This is a genomic window from Spirosoma validum (assembly GCF_014699035.1).
GTDB lineage: Bacteria > Bacteroidota > Bacteroidia > Cytophagales > Spirosomataceae > Spirosoma > Spirosoma validum.
Window position 1 is genome coordinate 218,647 of sequence record NZ_JACXAA010000003.1, and the last position, 24,924, is coordinate 243,570.

Genomic DNA, 24,924 nt, shown 5'->3' on the forward strand with positions numbered 1-24,924 from the left:
AGTAGAGGGTAACCAGTAAATACGAAACACAGAGCCACAAAGATCATAAAGGAATGGTTCGTATTTTGTGTTCTCCGTAACTCTGTGCTGAAAATCGGATGCTACTAATGACCTTTTGCTAAGTAGGCTTCTAAATCTTTTTGGGTGATCGCTAATTTCTTGGGGTATTTGGCAACCCAGGCCCGGAACTCATTCTTGATTTTGTCTGACCAATCGCCGTGGATCTCGCCCGATGGGTATTTGCTTTGCTGAAGAAGCACGCGTTCAAACTCGTCACGTAACCCCGTCATCTCCGAAGCGGATACCAGTCCTTCAACCAGATGGGCCGGAATGAACACGACACCATATTCGTTCGCAAATACGATATCGCCGGGCAGCACCGTAACATCACCGACACGGATTGGCGCGTTGATGGAGGTAGGGGTCATGTCTTTGATGTATGACGGATCATGGCCTTTTACCCATGCATTGAAGCCTTTCGTGTCTTTCAACTCCTGCATATCCCGAATCGACCCATAAAAGATGACGCCCTTTCCCGTTTTGCCGTAAATCGCATTCCCTAAACTCGAACCAATCAACGTACCGTCTTTAATTTTTCCATACCCGTCTGCTACGTAGACATCGCCTTTGGTTAAAATATCAATCGGCCAGATGTTAATACCGCCTTTCTGCGAACGACCTTCGGCTTTACCCTGGGCCCTTACCAGACTGTCGAGATCGGGGCGAGTAGGCATAAATTGCGCCGTCACGACGCGGCCGGTCATGGTTTCGCCGGGCTTAAGAATGACCCAGTTCTTCTCGACCTGATTCCGGTAGCCTTTGTTACCCAGATAGCCCCAGATTTGCTCCAGTGTGCAATTCTGTAATCGTTCCAGTACTAAATCCGATACTTTCGGACGGCCATCGGGTGTCCGTTCACCTTTCCAGTTGGCCGTTAAGGCGGTTACGTGTTCGGGCGATGAGCCTACCCGTTGGGCCTGGGCGAAAAGGCTGCCCGAAAGAGTGAGTGTTAGTACAAATAAAGTTCTTTTTATCATCGCTTTTTGGGGTCAACGAAACGAAGTTCAGTGGCTATTGAGATGGTAGAAACAGGGCTATACTGCGTTAAAAGAAACGTGGTTTACACCCACAAAAGACGGCTGGATAAGTAAAATACTGCCACTCGCTTATTTTATAGAGGAATAGCCAAAAAACAGACGACCTTTTGCCATGAAAAACTTTTTATCACGCTTAACCCCACCACCATCGGCCTCCGGCGACGCGCCCAACCGCCGGGATTTCATACGTAACGCGGGCTTAGGTGGTCTTTCGCTGGGGCTGATGTTCGACAAAATGCCCGGACGATTCGCTGCTGAGCAGGAAATGGAATTTATCACCCAAAAGGTAAACCGCTTTGCCAAACCGTCGGAATTGAAAATTACGGATATGCGGGTGGCTGTCTTGCAAGGTGTACCCTTTAGCAGCCCGATTATTCGGATTGATACAAACCAGGGACTTGTTGGCTGGGGCGAGGTTCGCGATGGTGCCAGCGCCAATTACGCGCTGATGCTGAAAAGCCGGATTCTTGGCAAGAACCCCTGTAATGTAGAGCAGATATTTAAGCAGATCAAGCAATTTGGCGGACAAAGTCGTGCCGCTGGGGGCGTTTGTGGTGTTGAGATGGCTCTTTGGGATCTGGCTGGTAAAGCCTATAACGTACCGGCTTATCAACTCCTCGGGGGTAAGTACCGTGATTTTATCCGACTCTATGCCGACACGCCTGAAGCAGATACCTATGAGGGGTTCGCCCAGAATATGAAGAAGCGTAGAGATCAGGGCTATACGTTTCTGAAGATGGATTTCGGTATTGGTATGCTGGCCGACCAGCCTGGTTTGTTGGTAAACGCCAATAACTGGAGCGTAAAACGGCAATGGAGTGATAATGAGCCTGGTAAACTTGGTAACTATGCCAACACAAAACATCCGTTTACGCGTATTCAGGTTACCAAAAAAGGACTGGATAAATTGGTGGAACACGTGGGTAAAGTGCGCGACATTGTAGGCTACGATATGCCTTTGGCCGCTGACCACTTCGGCCACTTTGACGTAAACACCGCTATTCAGATTGGTAAAGCGATGGAACCGTTCCGACTGGCGTGGCTCGAAGATCTTGTTCCCTGGTTCTATACCGATCAGTGGAAGCAAATTACGGACGCTATCGATACGCCAACGCTGACCGGCGAAGATATTTACCTGAAAGAAGGGTTTATCAAGCTGATCGATGCAAAAGCGATTGATATGATTCACCCCGATCTGGCATCGTCGGGTGGTTTGCTTGAGACCAAGAAGATTGGTGATTATGCCGAAGAAAAAGGGATTCCAATGGCCATGCACTTTGCCGGTTCGCCAATTTCGATGATGGCCAATGTTCATTGCGCAGCTGCTACCGAAAATTTCGTAGCGCTTGAGCACCACGGCGTCGACGTTGTTGGCTGGGAAGATCTGATTACGGGTATGAAACCGATTACGGAGAAAGGTTTTGTTAAGGTTCCCGATAAGCCCGGCCTCGGTGTTGAACTGAATGAAGAAGTGGCTAAGAAATTCCTCAAAAAAGGAGCAACCTGGTTTGCGCCAACTGATACGTGGAATACAAAAGATTCGGCGGATCGGGAGTGGAGCTAGAACGTTGGTAATTTGCAAAAGCAATCAGGGAGCTGCATGTGCAGCTCCCTGATTGCTTTTTAAGGCTTATTTCAACAGATCTTCCAGCGCGTTCGTCAGGTCGCTGAACTTGTAATTAAATGACGTTTCTTCAGCGATACGCTTATTCAGTACGTAGTTGCCGCCAGTAACCACAATCGCCATTTCGCCGTAAAGCAGTTTAATCGCAAACGTTGGGATGTTGGGCAATAGCATCGGGCGATGTAATACGTTGGCAATGGTACGTGTCATGGTTTCATTTGTGACGGGATTGGGAGCTACGGCATTATAGACCCCTTGCCAGGTGTCGTCGGTTAGCGCGGTGCTGAACAATCGACAAAGATCATCAAGGTGTATCCACGAAATGTACTGCTGACCTGATCCAATCGGTGCGCCCGCGCCTAATCGAACGGGTTGGGCTAATTTAGGTAAGGCACCTCCATCGGTCATCAGCACGACGCCGATCCGAAACTTTACGGTACGTATGCCCAAGGCGGCTATCCGATCTTCTGAGCGTTCCCAGGCCCGTACGACTTGCGCCAGAAAATCAGTGCCTGCAACGGTCGTTTCGGTGAGCGGGCGGTCGTCGGTGTCGCCACCGTAATAGCCGATGGCCGATGCGCCAATGAAGGCTTTTACCTTATTGGGGTGTTCTTTTAGTGCTTTTGCCAGCAATTCAGTTGATTGCAGCCGACTGCCAAGAATTTCATCTTTTCGCGTGTCAGTCCACCGGGAATCGGCAATACCTTCCCCCGCCAGGTGAATAATATAATCGGCCGTAGTAATAGCTTTCGGGTCAATAGCTCCCTTCTTTATATCCCACTGATACACCGTTACATCGGGTATCTGTTTGTCGGATCTACTAAGCAGTGAAATCTGGAATCCCTGTTGACGAAGTACCTGGGTAAGTCGGCGACCGATTGAACCGGTGCCGCCTGTGATTAAAACGGTTTGACTCATAATTACATAGGGCGGGTATGTAAACGAATAACCGAGGCAGGGGGGATAGGGTTTTAGTTAAATTCTAAACTTCATATAATCAGATTAGTAGCCGCCAGACAGGTCGTTTAGTTTTGATTAAGCTTCATAAGCTATTGACAGAATGGTTCGCTTAAGCAACAGGACGTAGCTGACCTGTGCAATGACTTACTGTCGCTGCGTTCCTGACGATTCGTTTTTCTGGCTGTATTATCAAAAAAGTCAGGCTAGATCCCACTCTTTAGGTAAGCTCATCTGGCGGGCATAGTGCGCTGGAGCCGCATAATTAACCCAGCTAAGAAGTTTATTAATCTCGTCGGCAAATTCGATATGATAATCCGGATCGAGTTTAGCGACTTTTTTTAAAACCTGCTCGGTACGTTTGGCAACGTATTCGGCGGCCTTGTCGGTGCGTGAATTGTATTTTTGGAGTAGGTGAGCGTTCCGTTCATAGAATGTATTGAGCATGTAGAGCATTAACTCAACTTCACCGTATTTATCTTTCGTAACCTTCAGATGGCGGCTGATATAACCACTAACGGTCCGCATGTCCATCATGAGCCAGCCTGCCGAATCGGCGTGGAGGTTTGCCGTACGATCGATAAATTCCCGAATCATAGTACGTCTTTCGTCAACGGTTTTTCCCTGCTCTACCAGCTCGAACTGAAGTCGTTCGGTCAGCACGGCGTCTTTCGTAATCAGCCGTAGTAATAATTTATCTTTTTCCGTGCCCGGCATCCGGACAATGGCTTTTTTGAGATCAGGATCAAGCGCAGGCATCTTTAATGAAGAATGTAGAATGAATAGTGAAGAATATGATAGCGAGTACGGATTGACAAAAGTATTTATTCTTCACTATTCATTATACATTCTTTACTGTGCTAAACGCCCACCATGTCGCCTTCGTCGGCGCGGATTTTATCTTCGATGTAGGCGATGATTTCGGAGGCAATGTCAATACCAGTAGCCGTTTCAATGCCTTCCAATCCCGGAGATGAGTTGACTTCCAGCACCAACGGACCTCGTTCGGACGGAAGCATATCGACACCCGCCACTTTCAGGCCAAGCGCACGGGCCGCTTCGATCGCGGTTTGTTCTTCATCGGGGGTAAGCTGAATCATCATGGCATTCCCACCCCGATGGATGTTGGATCGAAATTCACCTTCGAGCCCCTGCCGTCTCATGGCACCGATCACGCGCCCACCGACCACAAATGCCCGAATGTCTGATCCTTTCGCTTCGGCCACAAATTCCTGCACCAGTACGTTTTTTTTCAGCCCGTAAAACGCTTCGATGGTCGATTTGGCTGTTTGTATCGTTTCTGCAAGCACAACACCGATGCCCTGGGTACCTTCCAGCAGTTTAATAACAACGGGTGGCCCGCCGACTAGCTTGATAAGCTGCGTTACGTCGCCATTTCTAGGATGGTTGGCAAAGATCGTTTTGGGTAAACCGACGCCTGCTTTTGAGAGTACCTGCAAACTGCGTAGTTTATTTCGTGACCGGGTTATGGCTTGTGATTTCGCAGTTGTGAAAACTTTCATCATCTCAAACTGTCGGACTACGGCGCAGCCATAATCGGTCACCGAAGCGCCGATACGGGGAACAATCGCATCCAGGTTGTCCAGCTCCTGCCCTTCATACAGAACAGAAGGCTTGCCCCCTTCAATCATGACCTGGCAGTTCAGATGATTGACCACAAGCCCTTCATGGCCGCGCTTTGTGACAGCTTCGAGAAGGCGTTGGGTCGAATATAAATTCGGTTTAGCCGATAAAATGGCAATACGCATTGGAGTAGTTCGTGGATAGTCGTCGGTCAATAGCATCCCTGGTGATTACTTTTTTTTGCTATCGACTGACAACTGTTGACTAGTGACTTTCTCTTGATAGGATAGGTTCTTTTGCGATACGTCTACGATAAAGCGGTTACGCAGGAGTTTACGGCCAAGTAATACAGGATTTTTTAGTTGATCACGGTCGGCAAGGGTGAACTCGGCCCGAATCGTGCGCCCAAACAAAACAATTCGCGTTGTAATCACATAGCGTAGTTCGGCCACACCGAACGAGTTGCGGATCATGCGCTGGCTGAACTTGTCGCTATAAAACTGTCGGGCGGGCTCGCCGGTTTTGTCGATTAGCCAAAAACTTAATTTCTTTCGCAAACCAGTTCGCTTTACCTGAACATCTTTGCAGTGAAGCGCTGACGTATAAGCACCCGTATCCACCTTAGCCTGCACGTCGAACAGTTCCAGATCCGGAAAATCAACCAGATCCGTCATGCCGATGATCTGCTTAGGCTTTGAGGAGAGGAAGTTCATAAAGGAATTGTAATGTTATAGAGCCATCTAGTTGTAAAGTCATAGTATGAGTAGATAAGGCGGAACGTTAAAACTCTACGACTTTATAACTGTATCGGTGCTACGTTCGTATTAATCGACTGAACGTGAGTGACATATCGAGCATAATCATTTTGGCCCGGGCGTTACGTTCGAGGTGATAAGCGGCTTCATTGAGGTCGGTGACAATCCGTTCGATATGGTGAATGGTTAAGACTTTAACAAAGTTTTTGACGAACGCCATTTCTTCATCGGGCAAGCGTAATAACTCACCGGCGCCCTGCTGCCACAGAAATAAATCGCGGTACATGCGGATGCTATAATCAAGCAAACCCTTCTGCTTTTCCTTACTGAAACCGTCGAACTGATCGGCCTGCCGGACCAGCGTAAGTAAATCCTGCCGATAGCAAGTCCGCATCCAGTCCGCGAACCAGGTATGCTGTTCCGATAGATTCGTACTCTGATCGCTTAGCTGGAGAGCCTCAGCCAGATTGCCATCGGCCAGATACGCGTTACGTCGGGCGGTGGTTTCGTCGAGATTCAGATGCTGTCGCAGGTACGTAGCGACTTCTTCATCCGTAAACGCACTCACGGCAATACGTTGCGTTCGCGACAAAATCGTGATGAGCAGCTTATCGGGCTGGCTTGTCACTAACAGAAAAAGAGTCTGAGCAGGGGGCTCTTCCAGCACTTTCAGCAGTGCATTGGCCGACGCTACGTTCATCAGTTCGGGCAGCCAGATCAGCATGATTTTGTAGGCTCCTTCGTACGCTTTCAGCGAGAGTTTCTGCAAAATATTTCGGGCCTCTTCCGCCGAAATGTTTCCCTGCTTATTATCGGCTCCTACGGTTTCAAGCCAATCGGGTAAAGTTCGATACGGCTGCTCAAGCAGAAACTTCCGCCAGTCGGTCAGGTATGCTTCCGAGGTCTTTCCCTTCGCCAGATTCGCCACTGGGAAAACCATGTGCAGATCGGGATGGACGAGTTTCCGGGTCTTTATACAGGACGCACACCGCCCACATGAATCCGTTGCTTGCTTGTCTTCGCAGTTGACGTATTGAGCCAGCGCCAGCGCCAGCGTCAGATTAGCGCTCCCGGCCGGACCGTCAAACAACAGTGCGTGAGCCAGGTGATTGCTTTGCACCGCCCGTAACAGTAACTGCTTGGTTTCATCCTGACCAATGATTTCAGAAAATTGCATAAGCTAATGTATACCAGCACGGCTACTATACCGGGTTTAAATCCGGTGCAGTAGCCGTACTGGCTAAAAATTGAACGACGACGTAGTATCTATAGGTCGGGAGCGTTCGAGAGAGAAGATTTCTCTCAATATGTCTTCCTCCTGCTTATCAAACTCTTTGTTACGTCGCTTAAACGCTTCTGCCGCTACCTGAAGTGCCTTCTCAAGTCGATACGTTGTAAAACCGTCAATGGCCCCGCCCCACGAAAAGGAGGAAATATGCTTCGGCTGAAAATTACTTCCGAATACGTTGGCGCTTACACCCACTACAGTGCCGGTATTGAACATGGTACTAATCCCTACTTTCGTAAAATCACCCATCATCAGGCCACAGAAAATACGACCTGTATCTTCCAGTTGACCCGTCGCATAGGAGTGGAGTTTAACGTTGCTGTAATCGTTCTTAAGATTCGAATTATTGGCATTCGCGCCCAGATTACACCATTCACCGATGACCGAATTACCTAGAAAACCATCGTGCCCTTTGTTGCTGTAGCCAAAGAAAACAGAATTTCCCACTTCGCCCCCAACTTTACAAAAAGGACCAATCGTTGTGTTGTTTCGCATTTTTCCGCCCCAGTTCACGGTCGATCCTTCGCCCAGCGAAAAAGGGCCAATCATGATGGTGCCTTCACTAATGGTAGCGTCCCGACCGATATAAATAGGCCCACCTTCGGCGTTCAGCGTAGCTGCCCGAATGGTAGCGCCTTCTTCAACAAAGATGTTTTCGGGCGCGTAACAGCGTGTGAAGGGGTCCGTGATGGGTTGTGATGTTCGCCCAGCGGTTATTCGGGCGAAGTCAGCGCGAATCTGGTCGCCGTTGTGGACGAAAATATCCCATGGATTATAAATGATCGTCAACGGTTCAGCGAATGTCTGAAAGTCATATTCTTCGCTGACGGTCGGGGGGGCTGCTAACGGATGATCTGTCCGCACAGCCAGCACTAACCCACCGGATGTAATGAGTCCGCTACCCACAGCGACTGCCGAAAGCGCTTCCTGCAAGGCAGGCGTTGGGCAAACCGCGCCGTTGACATACCAGTTGTCGGTAGTCGCTACTTGCGGAAATTTTGCCTGTAAATAATGTATTGTCAGAAAAGAAGGCGTCAGTTTCAGGAAATCGGCCCATTTCTCGGCCAGTGTTTGAATGCCGATGCGGATGCCTGCCACGGGTCGCGTGAAGGTAAAAGGCAGCAGCGCTGTTCGAATGCCTGGATCGTCGAATAAAATCAGGTTTGCCATGGCTTGCGTCAATGAAATCAGTGGGCAAATATCAACTCTTAATCTGGAAAAAAGCACGTAGCAAGCTGTACTTTTACTAAACTTATGACTGCCTTATCCACAGACGCCAGTATCCGACGCATTGCCCGATTGCAGGATAAAACGGGGTTATTTCCCTCGGTACGCAGCAATTCGATGATTGGGTATCGGCGGGCGGATACAAACGTGTTCTTTACCGCCAGTACAGTATTTACGCTAAAAAATCTCCAACCAGACGTATCGTCAGAAAGCCAGGCGCTGATTGATGCCATTCAGCAGAGAGCTGTAAAGGCTTATCCGATTTTCCAGAATAAAGATGGGCTGAATACGTATAATTTCTGGCCTACGCGCCCATCGCGTCACTTTTCGAATGGCTATATCTTCCATCGGTTCGAGCACTTTCGGATTCCCGATGATATTGACGACACGGCTATGGTTTACCTCACTACGGAACCGTCGCGTACCGATCAACTTTGGTTGAAGGATAAGCTGGCGCAGCATGCCAATGGAAGTCAGCCGCAACGAATACGAAATACTTACGACGAGTATCGTCAGTTACAGGCATACTCAACTTGGTTTGGTAAAAATATGGGAGTCGATTTCGATGCCTGTGCACTCAGCAATATGTTGTACTGCATCTATCAGTACAATCTGCCTCGAAATCAGCATGATACCGATTCGCTAACGTATTTACGCTCCATTGTTGAGTCCAGGCGCTACGTTACGGAACCCTTCCGATGCGCTCCGCATTACGCCCGAACTTCACTGATCATCTACCATTTGACGCGCTTGATGGCCGCTTTCGCTATTCCTGAACTGGAACCCCTTCGCCCGCAATTGATCAGGGACACGTACCAGGAATTGGCCAAAGTCAAAAACCGCGTTGAGCAGATGATTCTGGCAACGTCCTTAATACGTCTTGGCGAAGCGGTTGCTACGTCTGTGAATACGGAGGGTATTGAACGTGATATCAGTACGTTCAATTTTTTCATTGCGGGGCTGCTGACTGCTTACGAACAGCCGTTACTACGTCGCTTTGCCGACCGCTCAATTGTACAGATGCGCTGGCACTGCGAAGCCCATAGCTGGGCACTGATAGCAGAATATACTTCGTTAATGGCGTACAAATAACTCATTATAAGCTCATTCCTCCATCCACAAAAATTGTTTGGCCCGTAATGTAACGGCCAGCATCGGAGCTGAGGAGAACGGCCATTGCGGCAATATCGTCCGGTTGGCCGGCGGAGCCGTTGGGGATCGTCATACGCTTGCCAATTTCTTCGGAGATCGGTGGGGTGGGTTCCTCGATGCGGGGGGTGTCGATAACGCCGGGCGACAGGTTATTGACCGTTACGCCCGTTGCGGCAAGCTGTAGTGCCAGATTCCGTACGGTGTTGGCAATGGCCGCTTTCGTACCCGCATAGACGATCATGGCTGGATGCGGTTTCTCTTCCTGTACGCTCCCGATGGTCAGAATTCGTCCCCAGCCGCGCTCGATCATACTGGGGGAAAATTGCTGCATCATCAGCAGTGTCGATTTCCAGTTGGCGTTCACCTGCTGGTCAAACTGATCGGGGGTTGTTTCATCCCATTCCTCAGGTAATTGAACGGATGCGTTAGCCACCAGAATATCGATTGGACCAAACGGTTTTGTGGCCTGGTCAAATAACTGATCAATAGCACCAGGTTCCGACAGTTCGACGCCGATAACCGCACTTTTGCCACCCTGCTGCCGAATCTGATCCGCTACTTTCTGGGCCTCTTCGTCACCCTTTCGGTTATGAACGATTACGTTAGCGCCAAATTCGGCTAAAGCCAGTGCAATGGCCTGTCCAATCCCCTGGCTCGAACCTGTCACGAGTGCATTTTTACCGGTTAAATTGAATAAGTCTTTAATCATATAGAGTACGTTTCATGCCCAGTCTTTCAGTACCGTTTGGTGAAAGAGTTTGATCATTGAAACATAGTGTAGTTAGAAAAATCCCAAAAACTTATCGAACGAAACGCTTAATACGTCTTGGTCATATCGGCCGGAATCGCCAGAACAAAATCGGCCAGGTTTTGATTTTCGCGTTCTGGCTTGTCAGGATCGGGTGTTTCGACGGACGATAGGGTGACAATCTTCAAGTCAGGACGTTGTTTCCGCAGATACCAGACAATGCCCTCGAAGTTTTTTGAATGATAATCGCCGTTGAAATGAAGCATGGTCTGACCCGGCTTCAGATTTTGCAGGATAAAATGGGCCATCGTGGCATCTTTAATGGCCTGAGCACGGGCAAAATTAGCGGTCATGTCGGTAGTTGCGCCCTGTGGATTTGCCGCTGATGAGCTCGAGCTGCCACCATGCGCGGATTCGGACATCATCTTCATCATACCCTCATAACCCGGCAATGTCAGATCGACGGTTAATGGAAGTGGAGCCATTTGGCGCTTCCCCTCAGCCGATATGGTATCAAGAGAGGCCAACCCCTGGCGCGACACCTGACGGGCGTAGCGACGTGGTACGTTGGTGGCTATAAATGGAATGTGCTGTTCGCGGGCAAAATCGGCAATGGGTTTATAATCGGTATCATAATTTTGCCAAAGCCGGGCCTGCTGAGCTAATTCCTTACCGGTGGTACGTCCCTGTACGTAATCACTTAAGGCCGTTTGATTATCGGCTTCAAACATTTCCGCTCCCAGCACCAGGTTGCCTTTTTTCTCTGACTGAAGATCCTTCGTCAACTGCAATTCCAACCAGTGGCAAATTGGGTTGTTATGTAGCTCACCAAATAACACAACGTCAGCGTCGGCAGCCTGACGCAACAGTTTTATGTACGTAGTAGCTTTTAATTTAGGGGTGTATAACCGGTACGCGGGTTTGTCGGGGCCGTCCAGTCGGGTTCGGAAGGCAAAAGCGGTTAGACAGAGTAGCAAGAGGGCAATGCGCATGCGATGGGCGGAGATTTTAAAGGTTGTAAGTCAGCAATAAAGCAGCAATAATCTGCAAAATGAGGAGAATATAGCGGATCAGATTCGTTCTGTAACCAATTGCGTGTATATTTAGTTGGTTGTCTGGCAGAAGCCGGTCTTTTCCTATAAACATGAATTTAGTAGAAAACCTCCGTTTATTTCCGGCTTTTGAAGCTGTTCCCGACGAACAGCTTCAGTGGTTTATTGACCGCGCTGAAGAGGTAACGTTTCCCCGTGAGACGGTTATCCACAAAGCGAATGAGCCGGTCGATTATTTGATTCTGCTTCTGGACGGTCGTATTCGAATTGATGTCGGCGCCAACGGGGCTGGCGATGAAATCATCTACGAGACTCAGTCCATTCTGGGGATGCTACCCTTTTCGCGGATGAAGAAGTTCCCGAGCCGTCTGATTGCGGAGAAACAAGCTCACGTTCTCCAACTGCATCGCGATCATCTGCGGGACTTGATCCATACGTGCTACGAACTGACCGAAGCCTTTGTGCACCAGATGACGACCCGCGTTCGTGACTTTACAAAAATGACGCAACAGACCGAAAAAATGGCTTCGCTGGGACGATTGTCGGCGGGTCTTGCGCATGAGCTGAACAATCCAGTGGCGGCCGTAGTACGTTCTGTCGATACGCTCAAATCACATCTGCGTGCTACGCCGGAAGCCTTTAAAACGGTCATGAGCCTCGACCTGACTGATGAGCAGGTCGATTCGGTACGGACGGTATTTTTCGGGAAAGTCGATCAGCAATTAGCGGCTGATGTCAAAAAGCCGTTGACGTTGCTGGAACGTAGCAGTCGGGAAGATGACTTAACCGATTGGCTCGATGATCACGGAATTGATGACAGTTTGGATCTTGCCGGGCCATTAGTGGAGTTTGGGGTCTCGGTTGATGATCTGGACTGGCTTCTGGAAAAAATTGGTGATGAGAATCTGGTAGGCGTCGTAAACTGGATCGTCAATAATTTAGTGACAGAAAAACTGGTGCTTGATATTGGCGAAGCGTCCAAGCGAATCGCCATGCTGGTTAATTCCATCAAAAACTACACGCACATGGATCGGGGCGGGGGTAAAGAAGTCGTTCAGCTCGGCGAGGGTATCCGCAATACGTTAACGCTGCTGGAACACAAAGTCAAAAGCAAGCACATTGAATTAAACGTACTGATTCCCGATGGGCTGCCCACTGTTTGTGGATGGCCCGGCGAACTAAACCAGGTCTGGACCAACCTTATCGACAATGCTATTGATGCCATGCCCGACGGCGGAAAATTAGAAATCAGCAGCCAGCCCGACCGCCAGGCCGAAGGATTGGAGTTTGTGCTGACGAAAGTGATTGACAATGGTCCGGGTATTCCGGCTGATATTCAGGATAAAATTTTCGAGCCGTTTTTCACGACAAAACCCATTGGAAAAGGTACGGGTCTTGGACTCGACATTGTCCAGGGCGTTATAAAACACCATAACGGTTCCATTAAAGTTAACTCAAAACCCGGCCGTACTGAGTTCAGTATATGCCTTCCAGTTCAATGATGAATGATAAACGATGAATAGGTCTATGGCCTGTCATTTAGCATTCACAATTCATAATCGCACCGGCGACCCGGTCATCATTCAAATGAAGCTTCCTATCATTTTCTCCATCGACGACGATCAACAGGTATTGCAGGCAATCCAGCAGGATTTGCGAAAACAGTACCGGAAAAAATACCGTATTCTTGCCACCAGTTCGGCCCGGGAAGCGCTCGATACGTTGCCGGAATTAAAGAAGAAGGGTGAAGAAGTGGCACTGTTCCTCTCCGATCAGCGGATGCCCGACATGACCGGGGTCGAATTTCTGACAGAGGCTCGCAAGCTATTCCCGAATGCCAAACGGGCTTTGCTGACGGCTTATTCGGACATTGATGCGGCCGTACGGGCCATCAATCAAGTGCAGCTCGATTATTACATTGCCAAACCCTGGGACCCCCCCGAAGAAAAATTGTATCCGGTTCTCGATGATTTACTGGACGACTGGCAATCGGATTTTCGACCTGGTCATGAGGGCTTAAAATTAATCGGCTACCAGTTTTCGCCCCGTTCACATGAACTAAAGGATTTCATGGCGGGTAATTTATTTCCGTATCGCTGGCTTGATATTGAAAGCGACCCTAAGGCTCAGGAACTACTCGACCTGCACGATGTCAGCACTAAAGATTTGCCTGCCGTTGTGCTTGAAGATGGCTCAATATTGACTCAGCCGACTATTAGTGATCTGGGAGAAAAACTAGGGCTGAAGCCTAAAGCGTCGCAGAGTTTATATGATCTGGCCATTATAGGCGCAGGTCCTGCCGGATTGGCTGCTGCGGTTTATGGGGGTTCTGAAGGGTTGAAAACGGTTATGATTGACAAACGGGCACCGGGCGGACAGGCGGGTACGAGTTCCCGAATCGAAAATTACCTTGGCTTTCCGAATGGCTTGAGCGGGGCCGATTTAACTCGTAGAGCGATTACGCAGGCACAACGCTTTGGTGTGGAGTTCCTGGCCCCGCAGGAGGTGATGTCGATTAAATCGCAGGGGCAATACAAGCACATCAGTATGGTCGATGGGAGTGAAGTGGTAGCCCGCGCGATCATACTCAGCACAGGCGTAGCATACCACAAACTGGAGAACGAAAGTTTAGAGAAATTTACCGGGGCTGGGGTGTATTACGGAGCCGCCACAACCGAAGCGTATGCCTTCAAAGGAAAGCCGGTGTACATTGTCGGCGGTGGAAATTCAGCGGGTCAGGGCGCCATGTATCTATCCAGAACAGCATCAGAGGTATTTATTTGTGTACGACGTCCTGACCTGACCGAAACGATGTCACAATATCTGATCGATCAGATTGCGAATACGCCAAACATCACGGTGTTGGGCTGTACAGAGATTGTTGAAGCTTTGGGAAACGAACGGCTGGAATGTCTGGTGCTGGAAAATATGGATTCAAAAGAGCGAAAAACCGTACCGGCCGCCGGGTTGTTTGTCTTTATTGGTACGAAACCCCTCACTGACTGGATCGAGATGGACATCATAAAAGACCCGAAAGGCTTTATCGCTACGGGTCGGGATCTGGCTAAATATGCAGACTTCAAAAAGGTCTGGCGATACGATCGGGAGCCCTTTGCCCTCGAAACCTGTAGTGCCGGTATTTTTGCCGCTGGCGACGTTCGGGCTGGCGCCATGAACCGCGTAGCGTCAGCGGTAGGAGAGGGGGCTATGGCCGTGAGTTTTGTTCATAAATACCTGGCAGAAAGCTAACGTAGCGCGGGCTCCCACTCGCGTTACGTTAGCCAGGCCACATACTACTATGCTTAAACGAACCATCTGCGAACACCTCACTAACTTAAACGAACTACGTACTGCCAGGGAACATATCTGCGAAGAATGTGTCAAAACCGGCGATTCCTGGGTTCATTTGCGTACCTGCCAGACCTGTGGTGTCACGCTCTGTTGCGACGATTCGCCCAATAAACACGCAATGAAGCATTTTCACGCCAGCGGTCATCCCGTTATTGCCTCTGCCGAACCAGGTGAGCGATGGCTATGGTGTTACGTTGATGAACAAATGGCTTCGTACTAAACAAGAAGCAAGCTGTCAGTACGCGCTTTTTATGTGAATATAAGCACGTACCGACAGCTTGCCGAATTCCACCGTTGAATAAACGCCTACTCAGTCGATTGTCTGTTAACGGGATGATCGCCCGAATGTGTAACCCGCTTTTAGACTAAAGTATGAATTCTGACCTACTAACATTTTCCGGGCAACTGTATTTGTGATACTCGTATTACTGACCAGATTATAGGCACCTTCCAGCGTGATAGGACCAAGTGCCAACCCCACGCGACCTAAACCGCCTATCTTGGCTGTAGCAGGTAGAGGGTATTCGTAGAAACTGTTCATGGTATCGTAAAAGGTCTGATCACTCTTAGCCGTATAATATGCGCCTGCGCCTACCCCAATATATGGTTGTACAGTTGAACTAGTACCAATCCGATACGTTAGCGTCAGCACACCTGATAGAATCGATTGTGACTGGCTCTGATAGAGCAATACTTCATCGAGTATTTCGGGACGTTTGATAAACGCCTGTTCGAAGCGCAGACCAATATCCAGATTGCTGCCTAAACCGAATTGGGGTTCGATGCTGTAAACCAAACCACCCTTGGGTTGATCGCTGCTGCTGAATTTAGATGCCTTCTGAAATTTGGCAAACCCAGCCGCAACGTTGAGTTTAAATCCACTTTGAGCTTGGAGGTTGGTGCTGGTTACTAAACAACCCGCAACCATCATGGGGAGAATTAATAGGGAGATTTTCATAGAATATTTGAGGAGTAAAAAACTGCGGCAAGCTACCCAAACACCCTATGCTGCTGGTGCGATTTTTTTAAGGAAAAAGTGTGACCAGTTTTAACGGGTCTAAATTAACTACCTTTTTAAGCAAAAATATACGTCTTGCTGTAGACTAATTGTTTCTAAAGCTCATTGATATTCCAAAAGACAGTCTTTGTCGTTTTATCCGTTAACATAAAACAAACAAGCTCAACCAGAAAGGTTGAGCTTGTTTGTGTAGAACAGGAAGTAAATCGGTCAGCTTATTTGTCCCAGAATACGCGCGTATCTAAGTCATCAGCGCCTTGGCGACTAACGGCTGCATTGTAGTTATCGGCGTTAACTGATTTTTCGCTCAACGGATACGTTAGCCGGCGAATAAACGTACCAGCTATCGTCTTGCCGGGATACGGATTGGGCGTTAGGGTCGGGAAGCCACTTCGCCGAAAATTGGCAAACGCTTCGGGTCCGTTCAGGAAAGAAGCCACCCAGTACTGGGTATTGATCTGTTCCAGCGCTTTGGTTGCGTCGAATGGATTCGCCGTCAGATAAGCCGTGATGTCGGTGGCTGCAATAGTAGCAGAGGCATCGTATTCCTTCATCTGGTTCATATGAGCCGTAACACCGTTCGTGTAGAAAGTGGCTGCGCTACCCGTTGTCCAACCGCGTTGGGCCGCTTCGGCCAGGAGTAGTTGCGTTTGTGCATACGTAATGTAATGCTGTGGTGCGTCTACCTTCGCGACGGTACGTCGGTTAAGCTGCGAATATTTCCAGCCACCCGAGCCTACGTTACCCGGATAACCTGGTGCCGTGCTAACGTTACCGTTGTCGTAACCAATTGGAAACCCGATCTGATTGGCTGGCGTATTATCTTCCGTTGTTCCGCTGGGGTCTTTTGATGGCTCAGCATATTTGGTCGCGATGGGTTTCAGGCGTGGGTCATTCGTTTGTTTCAGGTAATTGACAAACGGCTGGGCCAGGTAAAAATTAGCTTTCTCTGTACCATTCCACAGATTACTCGTTGGGCTGGGAAAGATGCTGGTGTACTGAATTTTGACGTTATCGTCGTTGGATTGCATCACTCCTCCGGCAACGGCTTTCTGAACAAACGACTGGGCTTTGGCGGCATCGACTTTCGAGAGTCGCATCGCTACACGTAGCATCAGCGAGTAACCTAGTTTTTTCCACTGAGCGATATTTCCTTTAAAGTACAGATCACCCGTTTCAACCCGTTTACTGGCATCCAGTGCTGCGGTGGCCTGATCGAGTTCGTTCAGCAGATCGTTATAAATATCCTGCTGGTTATCGTACTTAGGCAAATAGGTAGACTGCGTATACGCCTGCCCGGCCTGTGAGTAGGGAACATCGCCATAGGAATCAACCAGCACCTGAAAAACGTAGACTTTCCAGATCCGGGCCATATTGTATAGGTTGCTACGGTTGGCATCCGATTTGGTCTGGTTCATTACGTCGGCCAGCAGCTTTATCGGCCCGTTATTGCCATTTCCCGTTCCGCTGTAGAAGAAATTCCAATTGACCATTGTGTTGGTGCGGTTGTCCTGATTATAATTCCCGCCGTTATTTACACCCCCAAAAGGCGTGTAAATCTGCTGAACAATGGCCTCTTCATACATAATTGTCTGAGCAGAAAATGTCGTAGTGTACTGCGCATTGGAGAACAGATAAATTGGGTCAATATTCGTTGACTGTACTGGATTTCGATTCACCTCCTCAAATCCTTTATCGCACCCGCTCAGGCTGGTTAGCAAAAGAGCACCTGCCAGGATATAATGTATTTTTTTCATGACTAAATAGCTGTAGATGGGTTGTCCTTAGAATTTCAGATTTACGTTAACGCCATAGCTGCGCGTTGTTGGCAGCGAGTGGGTTTCAATGCCCTGAATGTTATCGGAGGCACCCGCCAACGCTTCGGGATCAAGATTGTCTACGTATTTTTTGATTAGCAGTACGTTATTGCAAATGGCTGAAACGTTCAAGCCTTTGATAAACGACTTATTAACAAACCGCGAGAGGTCGTAACCAATCGATAAGGCCCGCCAGCGCACAAAACTGGCGTTGTAAACAAATCGCTCGGTATTGTTGGTACTGCGGTAGCTGGAGTAAAAATCTTCGGCTTCAACCCGGGTCGTGTTAGGTGTATACTCTGTACCTCCCGATGCGTTCTTCACTTCGTTTACGCCATCAAACAGGACACCCCCTTCCCGGCCAACTAACGATTCCTGCGACAAACCATGCCGGAGGAAGTTCAGATTCGAGTTGGAAAGCAGCTTATGACCGGCTTTAAAGTCAATTTGCGCGAAGACGCGGAAACCCTTGTACGTAAAGGTGTTTAACCAACCACCCGTGTATTTTGGGATTGCCGTGCCAAAGGTGGTAATATCGCCAGCCACGGGTTTGCCAGCCGCGGTAATGATACGTCCCTGTGGATCACGCTTGTAGGCAATACCCCGCAACGAAGCCATTGGTAAACCGACTTCATGCCAGACTTCGCCAAAGAAATCGCCCTGACCGACTTTAAGCCGTTGCTGACCATTGGCTAGTTCGAGTACTTTGCTTTCGTTGTACGTTACGTTGAAAGTCGTCTCCCAGGTAAGATTGTTATTTTTAACAGGCACCAGCGTTAACAGCATTTCAACACCCTGGTTACGTAAGCGACCCACGTTTACTTTGGTTTTGTCGTAGCCTGAAGCCGTCGAAATATCAACATTCAGGATTTCGTCTACTGTGTTTTTCTGATAGACAGCCAGGTCCAGATTGATACGACTGTTCAGCGCTCGTAATTCGAGACCAACTTCGGCTTCTTTGATTTTAAGCGGACGCAGGTTGGCGTTCGGACTGGTATTGGTTGTGATGAACCCCAACCCCTGACCCTGCAACGTATTGGCATTTAGTCCGTAGAACAGCGCATTTTGGTAAGGATCGGTGTCGCCCCCGACCACGGCATAGGCTGCTCTAACTTTAGCGTAGTTCAACCAGGTCGGGCGGGTTTTAAGCGCGTCACTTAATACCAAACTTCCGCTAACAGAGGGGTAGAGGTAACTGGATTGAGCGAGTGTCGAAAACCAGTCGTTCCGGGCTGTTACGTTGACAAACAGAAAATTCTTGAACGAGAATTCAGAGGCTCCATATAACGAATTAACCTGTTTGCGGCTATAAGCGTACTGCGGGTCCTTAGCCTGACCATTCTGAATCGTGTATAGACCCCGGATATAGAAGTTTGTGGCTGATGCATTGTTGTTCGTATAGATCTGCTGCAACTGATTGCCACCCAGCGTTAGGTCGATTCCAAAATTACCGAACGTACGGTTAGCACCCAGCAGGAAGTCCAGATTCCGTTCCCGGAACGTAATCACTTCCTGATAATAGTAGCCATTGAAACCCGTTGCAGCTGCTGATAAAGAGCGAGTGCCGGTAGGTCTGTTGAAATCATACGGTCGCGTGTAATAATCCTGCCCGATACGGCCCTGAACATACAACCAGTCATTGAACTGATACCGTAGCGAGGCATTGCCAAACAGTCGATCACGACGTACGTTTTCCGCGCGGTCATAGGCTACCCAATACGGATTGTTCCGATTCGTAAACCGTGATGTTGCTAGTTCATTACCATTGGCATCGTAGCGATTATCCCGCAACGTATACATATCGACTGTTGTGGCCGTGGTATAGACCGTCGTATTCGCGTTCAGATCCTGCAACCCAATCTGGGGTGGATTGTGGTTATACTCATTAGAGTAGTTGGCGTTTACCTGGGCTGAAAACTTAGGGGTGAAATTGTAATTCAGACCAACATTGAAAATTTTCTTGTGGAAATCAGAGTTCGGAATTATAGCGTTGGCGTCCGTATTCGAAAACGAGATCCGAAACCCACCCTTGTCACTGCCACCCGACAGCGCTACCGTGTTCGTGAACGTACTGCCTGTGCGATAGAACTTCTTGATCCGGTCGCGACTGGCTTCGTAAGGACGCATAACTCCGTCGAACTGGTACGTTGGTTTGCCATCGATTCGCTCCCCGAAACTGAAAACCCCCGAACTCTGGGCCTCGCCAACCGTTGTAGGGCGTTTGCCGAATTCACCCTGTCCGTATTCGTACTGGAAATCGGTGTAATCCAGCGCCTGATCGGCCGTGAAATTCGAGTTCACTTCGACACCAATGCCTGCGTTCCGACGACCGGTTTTGGTCGTAATGACGATAGCGCCATCCTTTGCCCGGAAGCCGTAAAGGGCAGCCGCTGTCGATCCTTTCAAAACGGTCATAGTTTCAATATCGTCCTGGTTAACACTCTGTAAGCCATCGCCCCCATCCGCAGCTGATCCGCTCCGGTTTGCTGTGCCATCTGTATCGCCCTGCCGACTCGAGAAATTAGAGTTATTGATGGGAACGCCATTTACGATAATAAGCGGAGAATTATCGCCTTTAAACGACGATTGCCCCCGAATCCGAATTTTGGCCGTGCCTCCTGGGCCACCCGTTGGTGCTGTAACGTTTACGCCCGCTATTTTGCCCTGCAAACTGTTGCCCAGGTTAGTTGTCCGGTTAACCGTAATCTGCTCTGTATTGACAGTTGCTGTAGCATAGCCCAGCTTTTTCGATTCCTTTTTGATTCCCAGAGCCGTAACGACAATTTCGTTAAGGTTCTGAGCCGACTCCTGGAGTGTAACCGTTATTTGTGTCTGGTTTCCCAGAGTAACGTCCTGACCACTAAAGCCAATGGCACTAATAACCAGTACTGCGTTGGCCGGGGCGGCAATGGCGAAATTACCTTCTGCATCGGTTGTGGTACCACTCGTTGAGTTACGTAGCAGAACGGTTGCTCCCGGAATGGCTTTCTGGTCGGCGCCAGAAATGACCTTACCCGTGACCCGACGGTCCTGAGCTTGAGCAACCTGTGTAATCAGGAAAGCAATCCAGAGCAATACGCTACAGATGCTGACCTTCGTTTGTACAGCGTGTTTCATGAAGGATAGAAAATTGAGTTATTAATCGAATAAGACAAAATGTTCTGCTTTAATTGAAAAAATACAAAAGCCCGAAATTAAGCGTATCTACTACTTTTTGCACAAACGCATGAAAAAATTTGGAAAAGTGAAACTCACTAATCACCTTTGCCTATCAATCTAAAAGAGTATATCATTTCATCTTATTCTTCGTATGAAATCTGATCAACAACCAGCAATTTTTGAGCATCGAAATGCTTACGTTGTCTCCTTCGTCATGCCTACGATGATGAATAGATGTTGTTGAATTTGCTTCCAGAATAAGTTATTAGCCTAGTTCTTTCTGAATCCACTTGTCAGGCAAACACCATGTTTGCTTTTTTATAAAAAAAAATACTATACTTAATCTGTATAGTAAATGTATTAAACCTTAATTCTTACGTCAATGGTACTTACTAAAAATCCGGTTGCCGTTCAATCTTCTTTCGCGTTAACAGCTGAGCAAACGGCTTTCTTTGATAAAAACGGCTTCCTCCACATCAAAAACTTTGTTGATCGCGACGTAGTAAAACTTTTTCTGCGGGAACTGCAGCGTGTCGAAGCCAATTGGATTGCCGAAAAAGTCGATAAGATCAACGGTATACCCATCAAATTTGGGCGTGATGAAAATGGCCAGTTGATTGTGCAACGCTTCGCTTTTGCCTCCCTGTTCAGCCCGGCGCTGCATGAGTTTTTGCAGGATGAGCGGCTCAAAGCGCTGACTCCACTATTGCAACCTTATAACGGACGTATCGGCGAAGAAGAAAAGGACGGTTTAGTTGTGAACCACTACGTCCGCACACCAGAGAGTAATTTTTCCCGTATGGGCTGGCACACCGATAGCCCGCGCGATTTGTTCCTGGGACAACGTATCCGGCCCATGCTCAACGTGGGTTTGCATCTGGACGATTGCCCAATGACTAATGGTGGATTACGAGTCTTGCCCGGCACGCATAAGCAAAATACACTGCTAACGCTCTTCCGTAAACGTCAATTTATTGATCACCGACCCGATCCCCGCGAAGTCGGGTTCGACATCGAAGCGGGCGACCTGACCATTCACAACGGTAGTTTGTGGCACCGGGTCGAACAGTCGCCGAATCTGGGTGCTGAAAGTCGTCGTCGGGTGATGTATATCCCGCTTGTTACGGGCGAATATCAGCCTAAGAACGCAGCCAGTAAAACGCCATTTTATCATCGATTAGGCGCTAAAATTCTTCGATAATGTATGCTTTACAGCTAACCGTCTGAGGGTAAACGTATTCAGCCATGAGACGTAATACCTTGCGCTTCTATACTAATTAACTCATGCATTTCAACTGGCTTGCTTTCGCGGTTCCGCTGTTTCTGTTCTTTATGGGACTGGAATATCTTGTGGCGAAATGGCAGAAGAAAAATTACTTTCATTTCAATAATTCCGTCGCGAATCTCAATGTCGGCATTGCGGAACGATTGCTGGACAGTTTTACGGTTGGTATTTTCTATTTCGTCTATAAGTATCTGCATGAGCACTACGCTCTGTTCGAGATTCCAGCGAATGCCTGGGGATGGATTGGGTTGTTGATCGCGACGGATTTTGTCTGGTATTGGTATCATCGGCTGGCGCATGAAATTAACGTATTCTGGGCAGTACATGTCGTTCACCACCAGAGCGAAGATTTTAACTACACCGTATCGGCACGTATCACGGTCTTTCAAGCTGCCGTACGGACGGGATTTTGGGCAATTCTACCGGTTATCGGTTTTCCGGCCGAAATGATCACCACGATTCTTCTCGTACATGGCTTATACCCATTCTTTATCCATACCCGAACCATTGGCAAATTAGGCTGGCTCGAATACATCCTGGTTACGCCCTCGCATCACCGGGTTCATCACGCCAGCAATCCGCAGTATCTGGATAAGAACTATGGCGACATGTTTATCATCTGGGACAAACTGTTTGGTACGTTCGCCGAAGAGAACGAAGAACCTGTATACGGATTGACGAAGCCACTCGACAGTCACAGCTTTTTGTGGCAACATTTTCATGGCCTGCTTGAAGTGTTGGTCGCAGCGGGTAGAGCAACGGGCTGGTCGGCGAAACTAGCCATATTGTTTGGAAAACCCGATGCCGTCGATCCAACTATTCGGCAGGAACTGGAAAGCCGGTTTTTATCGGCCAGCGCCATTGAACGCTCCGCTGCTCACTATAAGAGCCGACGCTTTCGGGGATACGTTGCCGGGCAATTAGCCGCTACGCTAGTGATCCTGTTCACACTTCTGTTGTTTGATCAATACGTACCAACTTATCTTCAGTTCTTAACGGCTCTGTTCATATTGCTTACCCTGATCAACTGTGGGGCCTTACTCGAGCAACGGCAGTGGGTGCTTTATCTGGAAATTGGTCGGGTAGGGGTGCTTTGGTTGGCTATATATGGTTTATTGGGCGATCCTATACTGATCATACTGGGCTACATCGGAGCACTATCACTTTGGGCATATTTCTCGCTTCTGCAGAAACGCTATTTTCAATTGGTTTACGGATTGGGACTACGTTCCGTCGATAAAAATTTATAGACAACAATAAACATGACACTTGAATTTGAAAATGAACTAGGCGACATTCGAGCCGTTAGCAGTACGCTGGACCGCACCCGAACAGAACGGATACGACCGTTGGTAACGGGCGATCCGGCCCCTTTTTTTAGCCTTGCCGGAGCGCCCAATAATTGGCGGGCCTCGGTTTTCGCCCAGAATGGATCTGAGCGCACTACGTCGGTACTGGATCTGGTCAGCGTCCGGCCTTTAGTCGTTAGTTTTTATTGCCCATGCTGGGGCCGTTATGCCCTGCCTTACCTAAACTCGCTGGTTCAATTACATCAGAATCTGTTGCTGGCAGGCGCTGATTTGGTGGTTTTCTCAAATGAGTCGCCTAAAACGCTGGAACGGCAGGTAAAGGGTCTGGATTTCCGGGTGGCCTACGCTGCAGAGTCAACCGTTGCGCAACGGTTTGGCGTATATAGCGAAGATGATCCTGTTTGGGAACGGGTATCAGGTATTTCTGAGGAGGCTTTTACGCCGGCACTTTACGTAATCGGTCTGGATCGCCGGATTGCCTACCATTTCTTGGATGAAAATTTTGATCGTCCGCTCGATCAGGATGCTATTTTCGATGTTGTTCGTGACCTTAACATTGCTCATTATGAAACGCGCTAAACGATCTCCGAAGGCATTGAATCCGTACTCAAGCTGTTTTTTCGGCTTATGGCTACTGACCATGATATCGATTGTAGGCTTTCGACAAATCGCCGACAGTCCAGCCTACAAAGCACAGATTGAGGAATGGCATCAAAAGCGCGTAAACTCACTTAAAAGCGAAAACGGCTGGCTGAATCTGGCGGGTTTATTCTGGCTAAAGGAAGGTAAAAATTCGTTGGGACGGGGTTCCGATTTCGACGTACCGTTTCCTGCAGCTAATGCTTCGACTGAGCTGGGCGTGCTTGAGCTAAATAACGGTGAAGTTCGTTTTGAGCCGAAGTTTGGCGCTGACGTATCGGTCGATGGAAAGTCCGTAACGGAACCGTTAGTCGTTTTCTCGGCTGACAATAAGCCAGCGGTTTTGGCTAATGGATCATTGCGGTGGGTAACTATTAAACGGGGTGACAAATACGGCATCCGGCTACGCGATCTGGACAGTCCGTTGCTGAAAGAATTTCATTCGATCGACCGCTTTCCCGTTGACGAAAGCTGGCGGATCAAAGCGAAACTGGAAAAACCCAGTACGCCCAAAATCATTCCGATCATAAACGTATTGGGCCAGGTGACGCAGACGCCATTAGTGGGTACACTTGTTTTTGAGAAAGGCGGGAAAACGTATCGTTTGGATGCGGTTGGTGAAGAGGAAAAGCTATTCATTCTGTTCGGTGATCCTACCAATGCCCACAATACGTATGGCGCTGGTCGATTTCTGTACGCTGACAAAGCCGATTCAGAGGGCGTAACGACGCTCGATTTTAATCAGGCGATTAACCCGCCCTGCGCTTTCACTACGTATGCCACCTGTCCATTACCGCCGAAGCAAAACAAACTAACGCTTGCCGTTACAGCCGGAGAGAAACGTTACGGTGATCATTAAGA

Annotated in this window: 21 protein-coding genes; 9 read left to right on the plus strand and 12 right to left on the minus strand. The window is 48.7% G+C overall.

The annotated features are described in order from the left end of the window. Positions 1 to 104: 104 nt before the first annotated feature. A complete protein-coding gene (locus tag IC230_RS09655) occupies positions 105 to 1,037 on the minus strand; it encodes an RraA family protein (protein ID WP_191038784.1) in 933 nt (310 codons plus the stop codon). 172 nt (positions 1,038 to 1,209) lie between these two features. Between IC230_RS09655 and IC230_RS09660 the strand changes: the two genes are divergently transcribed. Further along, positions 1,210 to 2,661 (plus strand): mandelate racemase/muconate lactonizing enzyme family protein, encoded by a 1,452-nt coding sequence (locus IC230_RS09660; protein ID WP_191038785.1) that lies wholly within the window; start codon positions 1,210 to 1,212, stop codon positions 2,659 to 2,661. Between the two features lie 66 nt (positions 2,662 to 2,727). On the opposite strand, the gene IC230_RS09665 is transcribed toward IC230_RS09660, so the two are convergent. The 6 genes from IC230_RS09665 to IC230_RS09690 all read right to left on the minus strand — a co-directional run bounded on the left by IC230_RS09665 (position 2,728) and on the right by IC230_RS09690 (position 8,475). Then, positions 2,728 to 3,639, minus strand: a complete 912-nt coding sequence (locus IC230_RS09665; protein ID WP_191038786.1) for a TIGR01777 family oxidoreductase — start codon at positions 3,637 to 3,639, stop codon at positions 2,728 to 2,730. A gap of 240 nt (positions 3,640 to 3,879) precedes the next feature. After that, positions 3,880 to 4,437 (minus strand): hypothetical protein, encoded by a 558-nt coding sequence (locus IC230_RS09670; RefSeq protein ID WP_191038787.1) that lies wholly within the window; start codon positions 4,435 to 4,437, stop codon positions 3,880 to 3,882. Positions 4,438 to 4,538: 101 nt separating this feature from the next. Further along, the gene (rimK, locus tag IC230_RS09675) at positions 4,539 to 5,447 is read right to left on the minus strand and encodes a 30S ribosomal protein S6--L-glutamate ligase (protein WP_191038788.1); all 909 of its coding nucleotides are present in this window, start codon (positions 5,445 to 5,447) and stop codon (positions 4,539 to 4,541) included. A gap of 45 nt (positions 5,448 to 5,492) precedes the next feature. Next, positions 5,493 to 5,975, minus strand: a complete 483-nt coding sequence (locus IC230_RS09680; protein WP_223860571.1) for an ATP-dependent zinc protease family protein — start codon at positions 5,973 to 5,975, stop codon at positions 5,493 to 5,495. Positions 5,976 to 6,075: 100 nt separating this feature from the next. Next, the gene (locus IC230_RS09685) at positions 6,076 to 7,194 is read right to left on the minus strand and encodes a DNA polymerase III subunit (RefSeq protein WP_191038789.1); all 1,119 of its coding nucleotides are present in this window, start codon (positions 7,192 to 7,194) and stop codon (positions 6,076 to 6,078) included. Positions 7,195 to 7,257: 63 nt separating this feature from the next. Then, entirely contained in the window at positions 7,258 to 8,475 is a 1,218-nt protein-coding gene (locus tag IC230_RS09690; protein ID WP_191038790.1) for a GlmU family protein, read from the minus strand. Positions 8,476 to 8,559: 84 nt separating this feature from the next. On the opposite strand from IC230_RS09690, the gene IC230_RS09695 reads away from it, so the two are divergent. Further along, entirely contained in the window at positions 8,560 to 9,624 is a 1,065-nt protein-coding gene (locus IC230_RS09695; protein WP_191038791.1) for a hypothetical protein, read from the plus strand. A 4-nt stretch (positions 9,625 to 9,628) separates the two neighbouring features. On the opposite strand, the gene IC230_RS09700 is transcribed toward IC230_RS09695, so the two are convergent. Both IC230_RS09700 and IC230_RS09705 read right to left on the minus strand, forming a co-directional pair. Further along, entirely contained in the window at positions 9,629 to 10,393 is a 765-nt protein-coding gene (locus tag IC230_RS09700; protein ID WP_191038792.1) for an SDR family NAD(P)-dependent oxidoreductase, read from the minus strand. Positions 10,394 to 10,500: 107 nt separating this feature from the next. After that, a complete protein-coding gene (locus IC230_RS09705; RefSeq protein ID WP_191038793.1) occupies positions 10,501 to 11,424 on the minus strand; it encodes a ChaN family lipoprotein in 924 nt (307 codons plus the stop codon). A gap of 152 nt (positions 11,425 to 11,576) precedes the next feature. Between IC230_RS09705 and IC230_RS09710 the strand changes: the two genes are divergently transcribed. The 3 genes from IC230_RS09710 to IC230_RS09720 all read left to right on the plus strand — a co-directional run bounded on the left by IC230_RS09710 (position 11,577) and on the right by IC230_RS09720 (position 15,055). Continuing rightward, a complete protein-coding gene (locus IC230_RS09710; RefSeq protein WP_191038794.1) occupies positions 11,577 to 12,986 on the plus strand; it encodes an ATP-binding protein in 1,410 nt (469 codons plus the stop codon). Between the two features lie 85 nt (positions 12,987 to 13,071). Beyond that, complete coding sequence (locus IC230_RS09715; RefSeq protein WP_191039292.1) at positions 13,072 to 14,733, plus strand: FAD-dependent oxidoreductase; 1,662 nt, start codon at positions 13,072 to 13,074, stop codon at positions 14,731 to 14,733. Positions 14,734 to 14,782: 49 nt separating this feature from the next. Continuing rightward, positions 14,783 to 15,055, plus strand: a complete 273-nt coding sequence (locus tag IC230_RS09720) for a UBP-type zinc finger domain-containing protein (RefSeq protein ID WP_191038795.1) — start codon at positions 14,783 to 14,785, stop codon at positions 15,053 to 15,055. A 105-nt stretch (positions 15,056 to 15,160) separates the two neighbouring features. Here IC230_RS09720 and IC230_RS09725 read toward each other — a convergent pair whose 3' ends face one another. The 3 genes from IC230_RS09725 to IC230_RS09735 form a co-directional block, all read right to left on the minus strand. Continuing rightward, on the minus strand, positions 15,161 to 15,793 hold the full coding sequence (locus IC230_RS09725; protein ID WP_191038796.1) for a hypothetical protein: 633 nt from the start codon (positions 15,791 to 15,793) through the stop codon (positions 15,161 to 15,163). Positions 15,794 to 16,068: 275 nt separating this feature from the next. After that, complete coding sequence (locus IC230_RS09730; protein WP_191038797.1) at positions 16,069 to 17,610, minus strand: SusD/RagB family nutrient-binding outer membrane lipoprotein; 1,542 nt, start codon at positions 17,608 to 17,610, stop codon at positions 16,069 to 16,071. Between the two features lie 27 nt (positions 17,611 to 17,637). Further along, a complete protein-coding gene (locus tag IC230_RS09735) occupies positions 17,638 to 20,787 on the minus strand; it encodes a SusC/RagA family TonB-linked outer membrane protein (protein WP_191038798.1) in 3,150 nt (1,049 codons plus the stop codon). 424 nt (positions 20,788 to 21,211) lie between these two features. Here IC230_RS09735 and IC230_RS09740 point away from each other — a divergent pair, with 424 nt between their 5' ends. The 4 genes from IC230_RS09740 to IC230_RS09755 all read left to right on the plus strand — a co-directional run bounded on the left by IC230_RS09740 (position 21,212) and on the right by IC230_RS09755 (position 24,922). After that, positions 21,212 to 22,030, plus strand: coding sequence for a phytanoyl-CoA dioxygenase family protein (locus tag IC230_RS09740; RefSeq protein WP_191038799.1), 819 nt, complete (start codon positions 21,212 to 21,214; stop codon positions 22,028 to 22,030). Between the two features lie 83 nt (positions 22,031 to 22,113). Then, positions 22,114 to 23,364 carry a sterol desaturase family protein gene (locus IC230_RS09745; protein WP_191038800.1) on the plus strand — a complete coding sequence of 417 codons (1,251 nt, stop codon included), beginning with the start codon at positions 22,114 to 22,116 and terminating at the stop codon, positions 23,362 to 23,364. A gap of 12 nt (positions 23,365 to 23,376) precedes the next feature. Next, entirely contained in the window at positions 23,377 to 24,003 is a 627-nt protein-coding gene (locus IC230_RS09750; protein ID WP_191038801.1) for a peroxiredoxin family protein, read from the plus strand. Further along, on the plus strand, positions 23,990 to 24,922 hold the full coding sequence (locus IC230_RS09755) for a DUF1684 domain-containing protein (RefSeq protein ID WP_191038802.1): 933 nt from the start codon (positions 23,990 to 23,992) through the stop codon (positions 24,920 to 24,922). Before IC230_RS09750 ends, IC230_RS09755 begins: the two co-directional genes overlap by 14 nt. Positions 24,923 to 24,924 lie beyond the last annotated feature (2 nt).

Bases quoted from the DNA above. Each gene is read 5' to 3' on its own strand.
- IC230_RS09655 (WP_191038784.1), bottom strand. From the start codon at position 1,037: ATGATAAAAAGAACTTTATTTGTACTAACACTCACTCTTTCGGGCAGC.
- IC230_RS09660 (WP_191038785.1), top strand. From the start codon at position 1,210: ATGAAAAACTTTTTATCACGCTTAACCCCACCACCATCGGCCTCCGGC.
- IC230_RS09665 (WP_191038786.1), bottom strand. From the start codon at position 3,639: ATGAGTCAAACCGTTTTAATCACAGGCGGCACCGGTTCAATCGGTCGC.
- IC230_RS09670 (WP_191038787.1), bottom strand. From the start codon at position 4,437: ATGCCTGCGCTTGATCCTGATCTCAAAAAAGCCATTGTCCGGATGCCG.
- rimK (WP_191038788.1), bottom strand. From the start codon at position 5,447: ATGCGTATTGCCATTTTATCGGCTAAACCGAATTTATATTCGACCCAA.
- IC230_RS09680 (WP_223860571.1), bottom strand. From the start codon at position 5,975: ATGAACTTCCTCTCCTCAAAGCCTAAGCAGATCATCGGCATGACGGAT.
- IC230_RS09685 (WP_191038789.1), bottom strand. From the start codon at position 7,194: ATGCAATTTTCTGAAATCATTGGTCAGGATGAAACCAAGCAGTTACTG.
- IC230_RS09690 (WP_191038790.1), bottom strand. From the start codon at position 8,475: ATGGCAAACCTGATTTTATTCGACGATCCAGGCATTCGAACAGCGCTG.
- IC230_RS09695 (WP_191038791.1), top strand. From the start codon at position 8,560: ATGACTGCCTTATCCACAGACGCCAGTATCCGACGCATTGCCCGATTG.
- IC230_RS09700 (WP_191038792.1), bottom strand. From the start codon at position 10,393: ATGATTAAAGACTTATTCAATTTAACCGGTAAAAATGCACTCGTGACA.
- IC230_RS09705 (WP_191038793.1), bottom strand. From the start codon at position 11,424: ATGCGCATTGCCCTCTTGCTACTCTGTCTAACCGCTTTTGCCTTCCGA.
- IC230_RS09710 (WP_191038794.1), top strand. From the start codon at position 11,577: ATGAATTTAGTAGAAAACCTCCGTTTATTTCCGGCTTTTGAAGCTGTT.
- IC230_RS09715 (WP_191039292.1), top strand. From the start codon at position 13,072: ATGAAGCTTCCTATCATTTTCTCCATCGACGACGATCAACAGGTATTG.
- IC230_RS09720 (WP_191038795.1), top strand. From the start codon at position 14,783: ATGCTTAAACGAACCATCTGCGAACACCTCACTAACTTAAACGAACTA.
- IC230_RS09725 (WP_191038796.1), bottom strand. From the start codon at position 15,793: ATGAAAATCTCCCTATTAATTCTCCCCATGATGGTTGCGGGTTGTTTA.
- IC230_RS09730 (WP_191038797.1), bottom strand. From the start codon at position 17,610: ATGAAAAAAATACATTATATCCTGGCAGGTGCTCTTTTGCTAACCAGC.
- IC230_RS09735 (WP_191038798.1), bottom strand. From the start codon at position 20,787: ATGAAACACGCTGTACAAACGAAGGTCAGCATCTGTAGCGTATTGCTC.
- IC230_RS09740 (WP_191038799.1), top strand. From the start codon at position 21,212: ATGGTACTTACTAAAAATCCGGTTGCCGTTCAATCTTCTTTCGCGTTA.
- IC230_RS09745 (WP_191038800.1), top strand. From the start codon at position 22,114: ATGCATTTCAACTGGCTTGCTTTCGCGGTTCCGCTGTTTCTGTTCTTT.
- IC230_RS09750 (WP_191038801.1), top strand. From the start codon at position 23,377: ATGACACTTGAATTTGAAAATGAACTAGGCGACATTCGAGCCGTTAGC.
- IC230_RS09755 (WP_191038802.1), top strand. From the start codon at position 23,990: ATGAAACGCGCTAAACGATCTCCGAAGGCATTGAATCCGTACTCAAGC.